Source organism: Burkholderia sp. Bp9031 (assembly GCF_003857965.1).
GTDB classification, from domain to species: Bacteria; Pseudomonadota; Gammaproteobacteria; order Burkholderiales; family Burkholderiaceae; genus Burkholderia; species Burkholderia ambifaria_A.
Genome location: NZ_QTPW01000034.1, coordinates 55041 through 71398, shown reverse-complemented (window position 1 = coordinate 71398; position 16358 = coordinate 55041). Strand labels below are relative to the sequence as shown.

Sequence of the window (16358 nt, the reverse complement as noted above, 5' to 3'; positions counted from 1 at the left end):
AAAGGAAACGATGACGTTTGACCTGTCGAAACCGGCAAGCGCCGGCTACCTGAGCGGCTTCGCGAACGAATTCGCGACCGAGGCGCTGCCCGGTGCGCTGCCGCACGGCCGCAACTCGCCGCAGCGCGCGCCGTACGGCCTGTATGCGGAGCAACTGTCGGGCACCGCGTTTACCGCGCCGCGCAGCCACAACCGCCGTTCGTGGCTGTACCGGATCCGGCCGGCGGCCGTGCACCGGCCGTTCGAGCCGCTCACGGGCCCGCAGCGGCTCGTGTCGGAGTTCGGCGATTCGGCCGACGTGCCGCCGACGCCCCCGAACCAGCTGCGTTGGGATCCGCTACCGATGCCGGTCGAGCCGACCGATTTCGTCGAAGGGCTCGTGACGATGGCCGGCAACGGCTCGGCGGCCGCGATGAACGGCTGCGCGATCCACCTGTATGCGGCGAACCGCTCGATGCGGGACCGCTTCTTCTATAGCGCGGACGGCGAACTGCTGATCGTGCCGCAGCAGGGGCGTCTCTTCATCGCGACCGAATTCGGCCGGCTCGACGTCGAGCCGTTCGAGATCGCGGTGATCCCGCGCGGCGTGCGCTTTTCCGTCGCGCTGCCGGACGGCGATGCGCGCGGCTATATCTGCGAGAACTTCGGCGCGCTGCTGCGCCTGCCGGATCTCGGCCCGATCGGCTCGAACGGGCTCGCGAACCCGCGCGACTTCCTGACGCCGCAGGCCGCGTACGAGGATCGCGAAGGCGCGTTCGAGCTGGTCGCGAAACTGAACGGGCGCCTGTGGCGCGCGGACATCGGCCATTCGCCGTTCGACGTCGTCGCGTGGCACGGCAACTATGCGCCGTACAAATACGACCTGCGCCTGTTCAACACGATCGGCTCGATCAGCTTCGACCATCCCGATCCGTCGATCTTCCTCGTGCTGCAGTCGCCCAGTGACACGCCGGGCGTCGACACCATCGACTTCGTGATCTTCCCGCCGCGCTGGCTCGCGGCCGAGGATACGTTCCGCCCGCCGTGGTTCCACCGCAACGTCGCGAGCGAGTTCATGGGGCTCGTGCACGGCGCGTACGACGCGAAGGCCGAAGGCTTCGTGCCGGGCGGCGCGAGCCTGCACAACTGCATGTCGGGCCACGGGCCCGACGCGGACACGTTCGAGAAGGCGTCGGCGGGCGACACGACGAAGCCGCACAAGGTCGACGCGACGATGGCGTTCATGTTCGAAACCCGCACGCTGATCCGGCCGACGCGTTACGCGCTCGACACCGCGCAGCTGCAGGCCGACTACTTCGAATGCTGGCAAGGCATCAAGAAACATTTCAATCCGGAGCAAAGATGAGCGACACCCAAGACTGGCGCGCGACGCTCGACCCGGCTCGCAAGAGCTGGGTCGACACGGCGAACGATCCCGCCTGCGATTTCCCGATCCAGAACCTGCCGTTCGGGATCTTCAGCGATGCGAAGCAACCGGCGCGCCGCGCGGGCGTCGCGCTCGGCGACCAGATCGTCGATCTCGCCGCGCTCGCGCGTGCGGGCTTCGTGACGCTGCCGGCCGGTGTCGACGTATTTGCCGCGCCGACGCTCAATCCGTTCATCGCACTCGGCCGCGACGCATGGCGCAGCGTGCGCGTGCAGTTGTCGGCGCTGTTCTCGCGCGGCGACGCGCGGCTGCGCGACGACGCTTCGCTGCGTGCGCAGGTGCTCGTCGCGCAGCGCGACGCGACGCTGCATCTGCCGGTCGACATTCCCGGCTACACCGATTTCTATTCGTCGAAGGAGCACGCGACCAACGTCGGCTCGATGTTCCGTGATCCGAAGAATGCGCTGTTGCCGAACTGGTCCGAGATGCCGATCGGCTACAACGGCCGCGCGTCGTCGGTGGTCGTGAGCGGCACGCCGGTGCGGCGCCCGAACGGGCAACTGAAGCTGCCCGACCAGGAGCGTCCGGTGTTCGGCGCGTGCCGCAAGCTCGACATCGAACTGGAGACGGGCTTCATCGTCGGCTGCGGCAACGCGCTCGGCGAGCCGATCGCGTGCGAGGATGCCGAAGCGCACATCTTCGGGATGGTGCTGCTGAACGACTGGAGCGCGCGCGACATCCAGCAATGGGAATACGTGCCGCTCGGCCCGTTCAACGCGAAGACCTTCGCGACGACGATCTCGCCGTGGATCGTCACGCTCGACGCGCTCGAGCCGTTCCGCACCGCGCAGCCGGAGCAGTCGCCGCAGCCGCTCGCGTATCTGCGGCACACGGGCAAGCATGCGTTCGACATCGCGCTCGAAGTGACGCTGCGCGCGGAGGGGGCCGCCGAAGCGACGTCGATCTGCCGTACCAACTTCAAGCACATGTACTGGACGATGGCGCAGCAGCTCGCGCATCACACGGTCGCGGGCTGCAACACGCGCGTCGGCGACCTGATGGGTTCGGGCACGATCAGCGGGCCGACGCAGGATTCGTTCGGCAGCCTGCTCGAACTGACGTGGAACGGCAAGGACCCGCTCGCGCTGAATGGCGGCGGCAGTCGCACGTTCATCGAGGACGGCGACGAGCTCACGCTCGCGGGCTGGTGCCAGGGCGACGGCTATCGCGTCGGCTTCGGGGCGTGCGCCGGCAAGATCCTGCCGGCACGTAGCGCATAACCGGCTGCGGCGCGATACGTCGCGCGTGATTCGCCGGAGCAGGGCGGCCCGTATTGCGCGGGCCGTTTTCGTTTGGGCGGCGGGCGGTGGTGATACGCAGACATGTCGACACTCCGACACGCCGAACGCCGAACGCCGACCTACGCCGGCGTCAGACCGCGCGCCGCAGCGCGGCGCGTCGTTCCCACAGCGCGGCCGCGACGAACGCGGCGACGCAGACGACCAGCACGCCGATCAGCGCGTGGCTGCCCAGTTGCTCCATCAATGCGCCGGCCACCAGCGGGCCGCCGAAACTCGCGGCGCTCCACGACGCCGACACGAGCGAGCTCGCGGTGACGAGCGCCGCGCCGCGAAAGCGTTCGCCGCACGCGACGAGCGACAGCGTGTAGATGCTGCCGGCCGCCGCGCCGAGCACGAACAGCAGCGGCCAGCACAGCCACGGATTCGCGATCACGAACGGCAGCAGCGGCAGGCCCGCGAGCACGATCCAGCCGGCGCCGAGGTGCACGCGTTCGCGGCCGAGCTTGTCCGCGAGCCAGCCGATCGGGAACTGCATCGCGGTGTCGCCAAACAGCATGATCGACGCGAGCAGCACGGCGGTCGCGCTCGCGACGCCGTGATCCATCGCGTAGAGCGGCAGCAGCGACAGCGCGAGCGTATCGAACAGCGCGAAGAAGCCGGTGCCGATGATCAGCGCCGGCATGCGTGGCAGCACGGCGAGCCAGTGATCGTGTTCCTCGCGATGCGCGTCGTCGCCGGCGAGCGGCGCGCGCCGGATCGTCGCGAGCGTCGGCAGCGCGAGCAGGAACAGCGCGCCGCACAGCGCGAAGCGGATGCTCGTCGCGCCGGCGATCTGGCTGACGAGCACGGGGCCGGCCATCTGGAACAGCGTGAAATTGGTCGCGTAGATCGCGACCACGCGGCCGCGCGTCGAATCGTCGGCGAGCTGGTTGACCCACGCCTCGCCAATCGTGAACAGCAGCATCAGCGCGGCACCGCACAGCACGCGCAGCACGCCCCAGACGATCAGGTTCGACGTGAACTGCATCAGCGCGGTGGCCGCGGCGAGCAGCACGACCGATACGACGATCGCGCGGCGTGCGCCGATGCGCCGCGCGAGCGCGGTGACGAACGGGACGATGGCGAGGCCGCCAAGTGCCTGCGCGGCCGTCAGCATGCCGACGACGTTGGTGCCGTGCCCGGCTTCGGTCAGCGCGAGCGCGGTGAGCGGCAGCGTGGCGCCGGTGCCGAGGCCGACGACCGCGACGCTCAGGATCAGTGCGAGGAAGTCGCGATTGAGAATGGCTTTCATCGGCCGCGATGCTACACCGCGGAACTTGAAAGGTCCATGAAGGCCGTCAGGTCTAGGGCGGGTTCCCCTGACTGGGAGAAAATCATAAATGGGGCTGGCCGCCAGAAGGGCCGATCGCCGCGTCATGCTCGTCGCGAATACATCGAGTATTCGCTTCGTCGCGATTCTTGCGCTCGGCCCTTCTGGCGGCCAGCGCAAGCCCGTTATTAGCGGGAACAGGCCCTATAGGAGTTGCGCACGCAACGATCGCAGCAGGGTTGCATCAGACGTACTCGGTCGGCACGGCTGCCGGACGACGTTCGAGCGACGCCGACCACAGCGTGAGCGCAAGCGCGGCGACGGCCATCGCGACACCGACCCACGGCAGCTTCACGAGCGACACGCCGGAGCCGATCGCCATCCCGCCGAGCCAGGCGCCCGTCGCGTTGCCGAGGTTGAACGCGCCCTGGTTCAGCGTCGACGCGAGGTTCGGCGCATCGCTTGCGCGGTCGACGATCAGGATCTGCAGCGGCGGCACGATCGCGAACGCGAGGATGCCCCACACGAAGATCGTCGCGAGCGCGGCGAACGGCAGGTGCATCGTGCCCGCGAACAGCGCGAGGATCACGCCGATCAGCGCGAGCGTCGCGATCAGCGATGGCATCCGGCGCCAGTCGGCGAGCTTGCCGCCGAGCGTGCCGCCGACGGTCAGGCCGAGGCCGAACAGCAGCAGCACGTAGGTGACCTGGTGCGGCGAGAAGCCCGTCACGTCCTCGAGGATCGGCGTGATGTACGTGAACACGCTGAACAGGCTCGCGGACGCGAGCACGCTGATGCCGAGCACCATCAGCACCTGCGGGTGCTTCAGCACGCCGAATTCGCGCGTGATGCTGGTGTCGGGCATCGCGAGATGCTTCGGCAGGCATACCGCGAGCGCGGCGGCCGCGGCGATGCCGATGCCGGTGACGGCCCAGAACGTCGCGCGCCAGCCATAGGCCTGGCCGAGCGCGGTGCCGAGCGGCACGCCGAGCACGTTCGCGAGCGTGAGGCCGGTGAACATCAGCGCGATCGCCTGCGCGCGGCGGTTCGGCGCGACGAGATTGCTCGCGACCACCGAGCCGATCCCGAAGAATGCGCCGTGGCAGAACGCGGTGACGACGCGCGCGGCCATCAGCACCGCATAGCCGGGCGCGATCGCGCAGAACAGGTTGCCCGCGATGAACAGCCCGATCAGGCCCATCAGCGCGCGCTTGCGCGGCATTTTCGCGGTGACGATCGCGAGGATCGGCGCACCGATCGTCACGCCGAGCGCGTAGCCCGACACGAGCATCCCGGCGGCCGGGATCGATACGCCGAGGTCGCGGGCGACGTTGGGCAGCAGCCCCATGATCACGAATTCGGTGGTACCGATTCCAAAGGCGGCGACGGCAAGGGCGAAAAGAGGTAAGGGCATCGCGGGTGGGCTACCGAAAAGGCCGCGGCCCGAGGCCGGCGCGGGATGCGCGGGACGGGCAGGGCGGGGAGGCATCAGCCGCGATTCTACTTCAGTGAAAACCCCTATGCTCGGGGCCAAAACGGATGTTGCCGGCGTGCGACGGGGAAACGCGCAGGATGCCCAGAGTGTGGGATCTGGCGGTATGTTCGGCGGCGGCGGCGGCGGCGGCAGGCGAAATATCGGGCCGGAGAGAAGCGGGTGGCACGTCTGTTCGACGCGCCGTGCGTTCGGTCAGCGGCCGGGAAGCGCCCCGGCTGGTGCCGAATCGGAGAGGTTGCCCGGTGCGGCAACCTCGGGCGACGGGGACGATTCCGCGACAGTGCTCGACGCCGCCGCACGATTGGCGGCTTGCGTCGCCGGCGCGTCCCAGCCGTTTTCGAACAGGCATGCCTCGATCGGCATGCGTGCGGCCCAGCGCTCCTCCTCGAGCATCGGCTTCGCATAGAACGCGTCGACATGCCCGACACACAGCACGGCGATCGGCTTCGCGCCGGCCGGCATGCCGAGCAGCGTGCGCAGCGCGTCGACGTCGAACAGCGACACCCAGCCCATCCCGAGCCCTTCGGCGCGCGCGGCGAGCCACATGTTCTGGATCGCGCAGGCGGCGGATGCGAGGTCCATCTCCGGCAGCGTGCGGCGGCCGAACACGTGGCGCTCGCGGTCGTCGGTCAGCGCGACGACCAGCAGCTCGCCGCATTCGCGCACGCCTTCGACCTTCAGCCGCATGAATTCGTCCTGGCGCTCGCCGAGCGCGTCGGCGGTCGCGCGGCGCTCTGCCTCGACCAGCGCGTGGATCGCGGTGCGCAGCGCGGCGTCGGTGATGCGGATGAAGCGCCAAGGCTGCATGAAGCCGACGCTCGGCGCGTGGTGCGCGGCGCGCAGCAATCGCGCGAGCGTGGCCGGATCGACGGGTGCCGGCGTGAAATGGCGCATGTCGCGCCGTTCGAAGATGGCGCGGTAGACCGCGGCAATGGCGGAGTCGTCGAAACGCATGGGCGGCAGAAGCAGGGGGAAGTCGGCGCAACGATAGCAGACGCCGCGCGTGCGGCGTTACATCAGTCGAAACAAAGTGACGAATCGTTGATGGATGGGGGCGCCGAACGTGGAATGCGTAACGCCGAGCGCCGAGCGCCGAGCGCCGAGCACCGAGCACCGAGCGCCGAGCGCCGAGCACCGAGCGCCGAGCACCGAGCGCCGAATGCCGAATGCCGAATGCCGCGGATCAGCGCCCCGTCGTGACGACGTTGGTCGGCGTGCCGGCGTGCCATGCCTCGATGTTCAGTAGCGTCGTGTGCGCGATCTCGGCGAGCGCCTCGCGCGTGAAGAACGCCTGGTGCGACGTGACGATCACGTTCGGGAACGTCAGCAGGCGCGCGAGCACGTCGTCCTGCAGCGGCAGGTCGGAGTGATCCTCGAAGAAGAGGCCGCTTTCCTCTTCGTACACGTCGAGCCCGAGATGGCCGAGCTGGCCGCTCTTGAGCGCGTCGACCAGCGCCTGCGCATCGACGAGGCCGCCGCGGCCGGTATTGATCAGCATCGCGCCGTGCTTCATCCGCGCGAGCGTCTGCGTATTGATCAGATGATGCGTCGACGGCAGCAACGGGCAGTGCAGGCTGACGATGTCGGCATGGTGCAGCAGCTCGTCGAGGTCGACGTAGCGCGCGCCGAACGCGATCAGCTCGTCGTCGTACGGCGGCATCGAGTGCGCGAGCACGTGCATGCCGAAGCCCATCATGATCTTCGCGAACACGCGGCCGATCAGGCCGGTGCCGATCACGCCGACGGTCTTGCCGTGCAGGTCGAAGCCGAGCAGCCCGTTCAGCGAGAAGTCGCCCTCGCGCGTGCGCGCAACTGCGCGCGGCAGGCGGCGGTTGAGCGCGAGGATCAGCGCGACCGCGTGTTCGGCGACCGCATGCGGCGAATACGCAGGCACGCGCACGACCGCGATGCCGAGCCGCTCGGCGGCCGCCAGGTCGACATGATTGAACCCGGCCGAGCGCAGCGCGATCAGGCGCGTGCCGCCGTCGGCGAGCCGTTCGAGCACGGTCGCGTCGACCGTGTCGTTGACGAACGGACAGACGACCTCATAACCGTGCGCGAGGATCGCGGTTTCCGCGTCGAGATGGGACGGCTGGAAGTGCAGCCGATAGCCGAACTGCCGGTTGGCGGTGGTAAACGATTCGTCGTCGTACTGCCGGCTGCTGAACAGGATTACGCGCACGCTGCACCTCCGATGGCTGTCGCGTGCAGTTTACTGCAGGCCCGTCTGCCGGCCCGTGACGACATCGACGCGATCGGGCGTGCGCAGGAAGCCGTAGCCGGTCCGCCCGCGGGCCGCCTGCACGCCGAAATGCTCGAGCGCGTGCTCGACGAAGCTGCGCGTGCGGGCCGGCACGTACTGGCGATTCGGGTAGACGAGCGACAGCTGGGCATCCGGGTCGTCGATCCGGTAGGCGGGCAACAGCCGCACGAGCGTGCCGGCGGCGAGCGCGTCGGCGATGCACGGCTCGGGCAACACGGCGATGCCGGCCCCGGCGACGACTGCCGCCTGCACGAGCGTCAGCTGGTTGACGGTGCAGGTCGGGCGCACCGTGATCGAATGCGTGACGCCGTCGTGGCCGACCAGCCGCCACGCGGGCGCATGCTGGTGCGGTGCGAGCGCGACCCAGTCGTGGCCCGGCAGGTCGTCGGGCGCGCGCGGCTCGCCGCGCCGTTCGAGATAGGCGGGCGCCGCGCAGGCGACGAACGGGTTCGGCGCGAGGGCGTGGCCGATCAGCGTCGGGTTGCCGTCGAGCCGGTTGCCGGTCACGATGCCGACGTCGTAGCCCGAATCGAGCACGTCGAGCGGCCCTTCGGCGACGGTGAGCTGCACGCGCAGCTCGGGGTAGCGGTGCCGGAAACTGCTGACGAGCGGTGTCAGCGCGAGCGGCGACAGCAGGCCCGACGCGACGACGCGCAGCGTGCCGGCCGGCTCGCGCACCGCGTGTGCGACGGATGCCTCGAGGTGATCGAATTCCTCTAGCAGCGCGCGACAGCCGTCGAGGTAGCGCAGGCCGGCCTCGGTCAGCGACAGGTTGCGCGTGGTGCGATGGATCAACCGCGTGTTCAGGTGCGACTCGAGCATCGCGATCGAACGCGTGACGAGCGCATTGGACACGCCTAGATGGTGCGCCGCGCGCCGGAAGCTCTGCTGCTCGGCGACGCAGACGAACACACGCATGGTCTGAATCTGGTTCATGGCTCGCGAATTTCTGGCCCGGTTGATTGATTTCCGTTGTGATTTTTCGTGGCACGACCGGGAAAACCGTCGCGCAACCTCCGGTTCTCGTTCGTATCGAAAAATCGGTTTTCGATTCTGCAGATGATTGTTCATGACGGAAGCGATAGCCGTCAACCTGAGAAAAGGGGCGGGTTGCGTAAAATCGAAATCACGGGTATCGCTTTAACGAATCGGTGTCGCGTATGCGGGCTGGGGATAGCCGTGGCGTATTGGATGGCGGTCGCATGATATTTGAATATCATCATTTAAATCAATGTGTTATCCGTAATCGTGGGGTTGGGTGCGGTAATTGGTGAAATTGCTCACCAATAGATGTAACGGTAATGGATGTTTTTTGAACAGGTCCCGTTTTCGTGGGTCGACTCCACTTGCGCGATTTTTATCGTGATGACCGGTATTCCGGTCGATGCGCGCGTCCTGATGAACGCAGGTATCCGGGGCTTGTCGCAATATTGCGGGAGAAAATCATGGGCATCGACCCGCGGGATGGAGCCGTTTCGCATGCGATGGGCAATGCCGCGGCAATACGAAGCGCGGTCGTCCGGCGTGTGCGCGGCCGGCTGGCCCGGTCTGTCGACCGGGCCAGCGTCACGCTGTCCGGCCGCGTGTGCCTCTTGCGCGCGGGCTCGGAACGCGGAATGATCGATCCGTTCGCCATGCCGTGCGGCGAATGACGTCCGCGCGTTTCTTTCTTCCTCTTTTGCCAGCCATGTCCATCGATTACTCGCCGATTCCCTGTCCCGTCGTCGTGCCGCTCGACGCGATCCTGCCCGAAGAACCGCTGCTGATGATGGGGGCCGGCCCGGTCCCGATCCCGGCCGCCGTCGCGAAGGCGAACACGATCGTGATCAACCACCTCGGCGCGACGATGGCGAAGATCATCGAGCAGGTGAAGGAGATGGCGCGCTACGTGTTCCAGACCCGCACGAAATGGGTGCTCGGCGTCGCCGGCCCCGGCTCCGCGGCGATGGAAATGGCGATCTCGAACCTCGCGTGGCGCGGCACGCGCGTGCTGTCGATCCGCAACGGCTTCTTCAGCGCGCGGATGGCCGAGATGGCGACGCGCGTCGGCGCCGACGTCGCGACGCTCGAAGTGGCCGACCGCTCGGTCGCGAGCCTCGACGAGATCGCCGACGCGATCGCGCGCGAGCGGCCCGAGATCGTCACGATCGTGCAGGGCGAGACGTCGAACACCGTATGGAACCGCGACCTGCGCGACATCGCGGCACTCGCGAAGGCGGCCGGCGCGCTGGTCGTCGTCGATGCGGTGTGCACGCTGTCGACGATGCCGCTCGAAATGGACGCGTGGGGCATCGACGCGGTGATCACGGGCGGCCAGAAGGGGCTGTCGTCGATCCCCGGCGTGTCGCTGATCGCATTCTCCGACGCCGCGTGGGAGCGCATGAAGCAGCGTCCGGAACCGAACGCGCACTGGTGCCTCGACATGGCGCTCGCGGAGAACTTCTGGCACAACGCGGGCTATCACTACACGGCGCCGGTGTCGGGCGTGCTCGCGCTGCACGAGGCGCTGCGCCTCGTCTGCGCGGAGACGCTCGAAAGCCGCTTCGCGCGCCACCTGCGCTGCTCGCTCGCGCTGCAGGCGGGCGTCGAGGCGATGGGGCTCACGCTCTATGCGCCGAAGGACTGCCGGCTCAATTCGGTGGTGGGAATCGAGACGCCCGAAGGGCTCACGCCCGGCATGGTGTGCGGCCATATCTCGAAGCAGTACCAGGTCGAGATCTCGGGCTCGTTCGGGCTGCCGATCGTGCGGATCGGGCAGATGGGCGAACAGTGCCGCGAACACAACCTGTTCCGCACGCTGCATGCGTTCGGCCGCACGATGTTCGATCTGAAGGTGCCGGTCGACCTGCCGGCCGGCGTGGCCGCGCTCGAGCAGGAATTGTCGCAGCGGGGCGTGTAAGCAGCGGGACGCGCGCGGGGCCGGGTGCGCCGCGCGCAGCGGATCGTCGAACGCCGGGGCGCGGCTCAGCCGCCCTGCATTGCCCGGCGATACGCGTTCGGCGTCGTGCCGTGCGCGTCGCGAAAGCGATGGCTGAAGTGGCCGGCGTTCGCGTAGCCGCATTCGGCGGCGACCTGCGCGAGCGGCAGCGCCGTCGTGCGCAGCAGCAGGCGCGCCCGCGCGAGCCGTTGCTCGGCGACCCACGCATGCGGCGCGCGGCCGAACGACAGCCGGAACATCCGCGAGAAGTGGTACTCGGACAGCGCGGCGACGTCCGCCAGTTCGCCGAGCGTCAGCGGCTGCGACAGGTAGCTGTCGATATAGTCGCGCACGCGGCGGCGCACGGCCGGCGCGAGCCCGCCGCGAAACGGCACGTCGGTGCGGGTCGTGCTCTGGCCGCGCAGCAGCAGGCTCAGCACGTCGTGCGCGGCCTCGTTTACGCGCAGCCGCCCGTCGGCATCGTCCCAGCGCTCCAGCGCGAGCGAACGGAATTGCGCCGCGACGCGCGCATCCTCGAAATAGGTGCGGTCGGCAAGCTTCAGCTCGCGCGGCTCGCGATCGAGCTCGCGGATCGCGCGCTGCGTGAAGTGCTCGGGCAGGAAGTACAGGTGGATGAAGTGCATCTCGCCGCGCACCCACCAGCGCGATTCATGGTCGCCCGGCAGCGCGCACAGCAGGCTCGGCGCGCCGTAGCGCGGCACGCGTTCGCGTTCCGTCCGGTAGCCGCCGTCGAGATAGCACGACAGCGTATGGTGGCCGGGCTGTTCGTAGATCGTCTCGCTTTCGTCGGTGATGCGCGTCCATTCGGCGATCGCGAGATGGTCGCCGAGCCACGTGAAACGCTCGAGCGTCGCGTTCGCCTCGGCGAGCGTGCGGCATACCGACTGCAGGCCGAACGGCATCGCGCCGCCGGCAAGGGCGGCCGCGTGATCGACAGGCGGGGCGTACAGGGGCGAACTCATGGTGCGACGAGTATAAGCGCGCGCGCGGCGGGCCGTGCGGCGGCCCGTAAAAGACCGCAATTCCGGACAATCCGTGCGGGCGGGGCGGCGGCATAGTCGGCTTCCGTTTCACTCGTTTCGCTTCGTTGCCGCCATGAACCTGTCGCTTTATTTCGTCACCGTGCTGATCTGGGGCACCACCTGGATCGCGATCAAATGGCAGCTCGGCGCCGTGCCGCCGCCCGTGTCGATCGCATGGCGCTTCTGGCTCGCGGCCGCCGTGCTGTTCGCGCTGCTGCGCGTGATGCGCCGGCCGGTGCGCCCGCCGCGCGAAGCGTGGCGCTACCTCGTCGCGCAGGGTTTCGCGCTGTTCTGCCTGAATTTCCTGTGCTTCTACTATTCGGAGCAGGTCGTGCCGAGCGGACTCGTCGCGGTGATCTTCTCGACCGCGCCGCTGCTGAATTCGATCAACGGCCGGCTGTTCATGGGCCGCCCGCTGCGGCCGTCGGCGATCGCCGGCGCGCTGCTCGGGCTGACCGGCATCGCGTGCCTGTTCTGGCAGCAGATGGCCGGCCACCTCGACGATCACGCCACGTGGGTGGGCCTCGCGATCGCGTTCGCGGGCACGATGTGCTTCTCGGCCGGCAATTTGCTGTCGAGCCGGATGCAGTCGATGGGCCTGCATCCGCTCGCAACCAACGGCTGGGCGATGTTGATCGGCGCGGCGATCCTGACGGTCGGCAGCGCGGCGGCCGGGCTGCCGTTCATGATCGACCCGAGCCCGCGCTATCTCGGCGCGCTCGTCTATCTCGCGGTGCCGGGCTCGGTGATCGGGTTCACCGCGTACCTGACCCTCGTCGGCCGGATCGGGCCGGAGCGCGCAGCGTACTGCACGGTGCTGTTCCCGATCGTCGCGCTGGCCGTGTCGACCGTGTTCGAGGGCTATCAGTCGCCGCCGCTCGCGGTGATCGGGCTGCTGCTCGTGCTGGCCGGCAATCTCGTTGCGTTCGACCTGACGCGCCGGTTGTTTCTGCGCACGGCGTGATCGGCGAGCCGTACTTCGGCAAGGCGGGCGGCAACCGCTTCGACGATTCGCGCCCGCGGCGCCGGTACGGCACCAGCTATTTCGGTTTCGATTTACGTTGCGCATTCGCCGAGACGGTGCTGCACGACGAAGTCGCCGATCTGGAGCTGGGCGGCTTTCCGCTCGTGACGACCGAGCTCGATCGCTACGTGTTTTCATTTGACGGCGCGCCGTTGAACGTGGCCGTCCTGCACGGCTTGCTTGCCGCTGAAGAGCGTGGGCGGTGATGGCGCGTTGTCGACCATCGTGCCGTACGACGTTCCGCAGCAGTGGTCGCTTGCCGTCCATCGGCATCACCAGCGGGTCGACGGCTTTCTATATATGTCCCGCCATCTCAATACATCGGAAGCGCTCGTGCTCTTCGATCGTGCCGAACCCAGGCTTTCGCTCTTTCGCTCACGAACGCCGTTCCGTTCCGGCGCCATCCCCAAGCCGTCGGCGTATTGCGGGAATTCAACGTGTTGCCGCGTTGAACGGCGCTGCACGCGCCGCAATACGGCTCAAGCCGCCGCGCCGCTCCCCGCGACCCGCGCCTGCCGCTGATACAGCACCATCGACAGCGCGACGCCCGCCGCGGCCGCCGCCGCCGCGAACAGGAACACTTGCGGATAGCCGAACGCACCGGCCACATAGCCGGCGAGCGGGCCGGTAATGCCGAGCGACAGGTCGAGGAACACCGAATATGCGGACAGCGCCGCGCCGCGGCTCGCCGGCGGCACGAGCGCGACGGCCTCGACGCCGAGCGCCGGGAAGATCAGCGCGAAGCCGAAACCGGTCAGCGCGGCGCCGACGAGCGCGACGTGCGGCACGGGCGCGAGCCACAGCAGCACGAGGCCCGAGCATTCGAACGCGAACGACACGATTGCGACGCGGAAGCCGCCGTAGGTCTTGATCGTGTTCGCGAACAGCAGGCGCGCGCCGATGAACAGCGTGCCGAACACGGTCAGCGACAGCGCGGCGTTCGGCCAGTGGCGCGCCGCGTAGTACAGCGTGACGAAGGTCGCGATCGAGCCGAAGCCGGCCGAGCCGAGCGCGAGGCCGAGACCGTGCGGCAGCACGCGCGTGAACACGCTCGCATACGACATCCGCTCGCCGTGCACGAGCGGCACGGAATCGATCAGGCGTGCGAGGTAGAAGCCGATCGCGGCGAGCGCGATCACGATCACGCCGATCAGCGCCGGGTTCAGCGTATGCGCGATCGCGACGCCGACCGGCGCGCCGAGCGCGAGCGCGCCGTAGGTCGCGATGCCGTTCCACGAGATCACCTTCGCGTTGTGCGCGACGCCGACCCGGCCGATGCCCCACAGGATCGCGCCGGTGCCGCACAGGCTTTCGCCGACGCCGAGCACGAGGCGGCTCGCGACCAGCAGCACGAGGCTTGCGACTGGCCAGTGGGCCAGCAGCAGCGCGACGAGCAGCAGCACGCCCGACACGCCGCAGCCGATCAGCCCGCGCAGCACCGTCTGCTTCGGCCCGAGCGTATCGGCGAAGCGCCCGGCGAGCGGGCGTGACGCGAGTGTCGCGAAATACTGGACGCTGATCGCGCCGCCCGCGACGATCGCGGAAAAGCCGAGATCGTCGTGGACGAAGCCCGGCAGCACGGCGAGCGGCAGGCCGATGGTCAGGTAGCAGATGAACGTGAAGCAGACGACGGACACGATTTGCAGCGTGACCGCGAACCCGCTGCGCGGCGGTGTGGCGGAATCGGATGACATGGGGTCGGAACGAATGAGCGAAACGGAACGGAAGGCGGCGAAAAACGGAATCGGGATTTTCCCATGGAACCGGTTTTCACGCAGGTACCATTTAGTTAATCGCGACCCGTTTCATCGCTGATGGATCGCTGACGGATCGCCGAAGAATCGTCGACGAAGCGGCGCAAGCAGGCCCGAAACGCAGGCGCGGCAATGCGCGAGACGGCCGCCGGGCGGCCCCGGTGCTCATATCGCGGCAGTTATATGGGCCCCATGCGTGATGGGCTATGGGTTGCGGAATTTGATGGTGATAGCGTGCAAACTGTCAGAGAAACGTCGGTCGAGCGCCCCGCGCTGGCCGCCTTGCCCCCACTTGAAGAACGATAGAGACATGAGTGAGCCGATTCGCTTCTACCATCGTCACGCGGTCCGCGAAGTCAGCGGCGCGGACGTCACCCGCACCGTGCTGCAGTATCTGCGCGAGGATGCGCATTGCACCGGTACCAAGGAAGGCTGCGCGGAAGGCGACTGCGGCGCGTGCACGGTCGTCGTCGGCGAGTTGACCGATACGGGCACGGTCGAGTTCAAGGCCGTCAACGCCTGCATCCAGTTCCTGCCGACGCTGGACGGCAAGGCGTTGTTGACGGTGGAAGACCTGCGCCAGCCGGATGGTTCGCTGCACCCGGTGCAGCAGGCGATGGTCGATTGCCACGGGTCGCAATGCGGGTTCTGCACGCCCGGCTTCGTGATGTCGATGTGGGCGCTGTACGAGAAGCACGGCCATGAAGGCTGCGGCAGCGCGTGCGCGAAGGCGAAGGACGTGCCGACGCGCACCGAGATCGCCGATGCGCTGACCGGCAACCTGTGCCGCTGCACCGGCTACCGGCCGATCGTCGATGCGGCGGTGCAGATGTTCGACGCGGCCGGCGAAGGTGCGCCCGCGCCGGCGGCGCCGGTCGACACGGCCGCACTTGCCCGCACGCTCGCCTCGCTCAAGCGCGACGATACGTTCGACTACACGACGATCGACGGCGCGCGCTTCGCGGCGCCGCGCACGCTCGACGCGCTGGCCGCGTTGAAGGCCGGGCGTCCGGACGCACGGATCCTCGCCGGCAGCACCGACATGGGCCTGTGGGTCACCAAGCAGATGCGCCGGCTCGACGACCTGATCTACGTCGGCCAGATCGCCGAGCTGCAGACCATCGTGCACGGCGACGACTGGATCGAAATCGGTGCGGGCGTGACGGTCGAGAAAGGGTATGCGGCACTCGCCGGCACGTATCCGGAGCTGACCGAAATGTGGAAGCGCTTCGCGTCGCTGCCGATCCGTAACGCAGGGACGATCGGCGGCAACGTCGCGAACGGCTCGCCGATCGGCGACTCGATGCCGGGCCTGATCGCGCTCGGCGCGCGCGTCGTGCTGCGCGGCGGCGACACGGTGCGCGAGCTGCCGCTCGAGGCGCTCTACACCGGCTATCAGCAAAAGGACATGGCGCCGCACGAATTCGTCGTCGGCCTGAAGGTGCCGACCCGCACCGGCGCGCGCGCGAAACTGCAGTTCCGCACCTACAAGCTGTCGAAGCGGTTCGACTCCGACATTTCGGCGGTGTGCGCGGCATTCGCGTTCATCGCGGACGGCGAGCTGATCCGCGAGCCGCGCATCGCATTCGGCGGGATGGCCGCGACGCCGAAGCGCGCGACGCATACGGAAAGCCTGCTCGATGGCGCGCAGTGGCACGAAGCCACCGCGCAGGCCGCGATGCAGGCGCTCGAGCGCGACTACCAGCCGCTCACCGACATGCGTGCGACGAGCGCGTACCGCCTCGATACCGCGAAGAACCTGATGTATCGATTCTGGCTGGAGACGCGCCCGCACGACCCGCTGCCGCCGCAGGCGTTGAACGTGCGTGAAGTCGCCGCCGAAGTTGCCAACGACGCGGCGCGCGTCTGAAGAGGGAGAACACCGA

General features: G+C 68.2%; 14 protein-coding genes. 7 read left to right on the top strand and 7 right to left on the bottom strand.

All coding sequences use genetic code 11. The features are described from left to right. Positions 1 to 10 precede the first annotated feature (10 nt). Together hmgA and fahA are read left to right on the top strand one after the other, a co-directional pair. Positions 11 to 1345, top strand: coding sequence for a homogentisate 1,2-dioxygenase (gene hmgA, locus DIE15_RS30955; protein ID WP_124835137.1), 1335 nt, complete (start codon positions 11 to 13; stop codon positions 1343 to 1345). Continuing rightward, positions 1342 to 2646 carry a fumarylacetoacetase gene (gene fahA / locus DIE15_RS30950; RefSeq protein WP_124835136.1) on the top strand — a complete coding sequence of 435 codons (1305 nt, stop codon included), beginning with the start codon at positions 1342 to 1344 and terminating at the stop codon, positions 2644 to 2646. Before hmgA ends, fahA begins: the two co-directional genes overlap by 4 nt. A gap of 151 nt (positions 2647 to 2797) precedes the next feature. Here fahA and DIE15_RS30945 read toward each other — a convergent pair whose 3' ends face one another. The 5 genes from DIE15_RS30945 to DIE15_RS30925 all read right to left on the bottom strand — a co-directional run bounded on the left by DIE15_RS30945 (position 2798) and on the right by DIE15_RS30925 (position 8670). Beyond that, positions 2798 to 3958 carry an MFS transporter gene (locus tag DIE15_RS30945; RefSeq protein WP_124835135.1) on the bottom strand — a complete coding sequence of 387 codons (1161 nt, stop codon included), beginning with the start codon at positions 3956 to 3958 and terminating at the stop codon, positions 2798 to 2800. 262 nt (positions 3959 to 4220) lie between these two features. Continuing rightward, positions 4221 to 5390, bottom strand: a complete 1170-nt coding sequence (locus DIE15_RS30940) for an MFS transporter (RefSeq protein ID WP_057926160.1) — start codon at positions 5388 to 5390, stop codon at positions 4221 to 4223. A 273-nt stretch (positions 5391 to 5663) separates the two neighbouring features. Then, the gene (gene bluB, locus DIE15_RS30935; protein ID WP_124835134.1) at positions 5664 to 6425 is read right to left on the bottom strand and encodes a 5,6-dimethylbenzimidazole synthase; all 762 of its coding nucleotides are present in this window, start codon (positions 6423 to 6425) and stop codon (positions 5664 to 5666) included. Between the two features lie 229 nt (positions 6426 to 6654). Next, positions 6655 to 7653 carry a 2-hydroxyacid dehydrogenase gene (locus DIE15_RS30930; RefSeq protein ID WP_124835133.1) on the bottom strand — a complete coding sequence of 333 codons (999 nt, stop codon included), beginning with the start codon at positions 7651 to 7653 and terminating at the stop codon, positions 6655 to 6657. A 30-nt stretch (positions 7654 to 7683) separates the two neighbouring features. Beyond that, complete coding sequence (locus DIE15_RS30925; protein WP_124835132.1) at positions 7684 to 8670, bottom strand: LysR family transcriptional regulator; 987 nt, start codon at positions 8668 to 8670, stop codon at positions 7684 to 7686. Positions 8671 to 9179: 509 nt separating this feature from the next. Between DIE15_RS30925 and DIE15_RS30920 the strand changes: the two genes are divergently transcribed. Continuing rightward, positions 9180 to 9386: a hypothetical protein gene (locus DIE15_RS30920; protein WP_124835131.1), complete on the top strand. Its 207-nt coding sequence runs from the start codon at positions 9180 to 9182 to the stop codon at positions 9384 to 9386. Between the two features lie 35 nt (positions 9387 to 9421). Further along, positions 9422 to 10633: an alanine--glyoxylate aminotransferase family protein gene (locus tag DIE15_RS30915; protein ID WP_057926155.1), complete on the top strand. Its 1212-nt coding sequence runs from the start codon at positions 9422 to 9424 to the stop codon at positions 10631 to 10633. A gap of 65 nt (positions 10634 to 10698) precedes the next feature. Here DIE15_RS30915 and DIE15_RS30910 read toward each other — a convergent pair whose 3' ends face one another. Then, positions 10699 to 11634 (bottom strand): AraC family transcriptional regulator, encoded by a 936-nt coding sequence (locus tag DIE15_RS30910; RefSeq protein WP_057926154.1) that lies wholly within the window; start codon positions 11632 to 11634, stop codon positions 10699 to 10701. A gap of 133 nt (positions 11635 to 11767) precedes the next feature. Here DIE15_RS30910 and DIE15_RS30905 point away from each other — a divergent pair, with 133 nt between their 5' ends. Continuing rightward, positions 11768 to 12658: a DMT family transporter gene (locus DIE15_RS30905; protein ID WP_124835130.1), complete on the top strand. Its 891-nt coding sequence runs from the start codon at positions 11768 to 11770 to the stop codon at positions 12656 to 12658. Beyond that, a complete protein-coding gene (locus tag DIE15_RS37855) occupies positions 12655 to 12924 on the top strand; it encodes an RES family NAD+ phosphorylase (RefSeq protein WP_260428384.1) in 270 nt (89 codons plus the stop codon). Before DIE15_RS30905 ends, DIE15_RS37855 begins: the two co-directional genes overlap by 4 nt. Before the next feature lie 273 nt (positions 12925 to 13197). On the opposite strand, the gene DIE15_RS30895 is transcribed toward DIE15_RS37855, so the two are convergent. After that, a complete protein-coding gene (locus DIE15_RS30895) occupies positions 13198 to 14412 on the bottom strand; it encodes an MFS transporter (protein WP_057926152.1) in 1215 nt (404 codons plus the stop codon). 370 nt (positions 14413 to 14782) lie between these two features. On the opposite strand from DIE15_RS30895, the gene xdhA reads away from it, so the two are divergent. Continuing rightward, positions 14783 to 16342: a xanthine dehydrogenase small subunit gene (xdhA, locus tag DIE15_RS30890; RefSeq protein ID WP_124835129.1), complete on the top strand. Its 1560-nt coding sequence runs from the start codon at positions 14783 to 14785 to the stop codon at positions 16340 to 16342. Positions 16343 to 16358: the final 16 nt, after the last annotated feature.

What these genes read in the sequence shown, in the direction of transcription:
- DIE15_RS30915 (WP_057926155.1), top strand. Translation starts at nt 9,422, where the DNA reads ATGTCCATCGATTACTCGCCGATTCCCTGTCCCGTCGTCGTGCCGCTC.
- xdhA (WP_124835129.1), top strand. Translation starts at nt 14,783, where the DNA reads ATGAGTGAGCCGATTCGCTTCTACCATCGTCACGCGGTCCGCGAAGTC.
- DIE15_RS30940 (WP_057926160.1), bottom strand. Translation starts at nt 5,390, where the DNA reads ATGCCCTTACCTCTTTTCGCCCTTGCCGTCGCCGCCTTTGGAATCGGT.
- fahA (WP_124835136.1), top strand. Translation starts at nt 1,342, where the DNA reads ATGAGCGACACCCAAGACTGGCGCGCGACGCTCGACCCGGCTCGCAAG.
- DIE15_RS30945 (WP_124835135.1), bottom strand. Translation starts at nt 3,958, where the DNA reads ATGAAAGCCATTCTCAATCGCGACTTCCTCGCACTGATCCTGAGCGTC.
- DIE15_RS30895 (WP_057926152.1), bottom strand. Translation starts at nt 14,412, where the DNA reads ATGTCATCCGATTCCGCCACACCGCCGCGCAGCGGGTTCGCGGTCACG.
- bluB (WP_124835134.1), bottom strand. Translation starts at nt 6,425, where the DNA reads ATGCGTTTCGACGACTCCGCCATTGCCGCGGTCTACCGCGCCATCTTC.
- DIE15_RS30920 (WP_124835131.1), top strand. Translation starts at nt 9,180, where the DNA reads ATGGGCATCGACCCGCGGGATGGAGCCGTTTCGCATGCGATGGGCAAT.
- hmgA (WP_124835137.1), top strand. Translation starts at nt 11, where the DNA reads ATGACGTTTGACCTGTCGAAACCGGCAAGCGCCGGCTACCTGAGCGGC.
- DIE15_RS30925 (WP_124835132.1), bottom strand. Translation starts at nt 8,670, where the DNA reads ATGAACCAGATTCAGACCATGCGTGTGTTCGTCTGCGTCGCCGAGCAG.
- DIE15_RS30905 (WP_124835130.1), top strand. Translation starts at nt 11,768, where the DNA reads ATGAACCTGTCGCTTTATTTCGTCACCGTGCTGATCTGGGGCACCACC.
- DIE15_RS30910 (WP_057926154.1), bottom strand. Translation starts at nt 11,634, where the DNA reads ATGAGTTCGCCCCTGTACGCCCCGCCTGTCGATCACGCGGCCGCCCTT.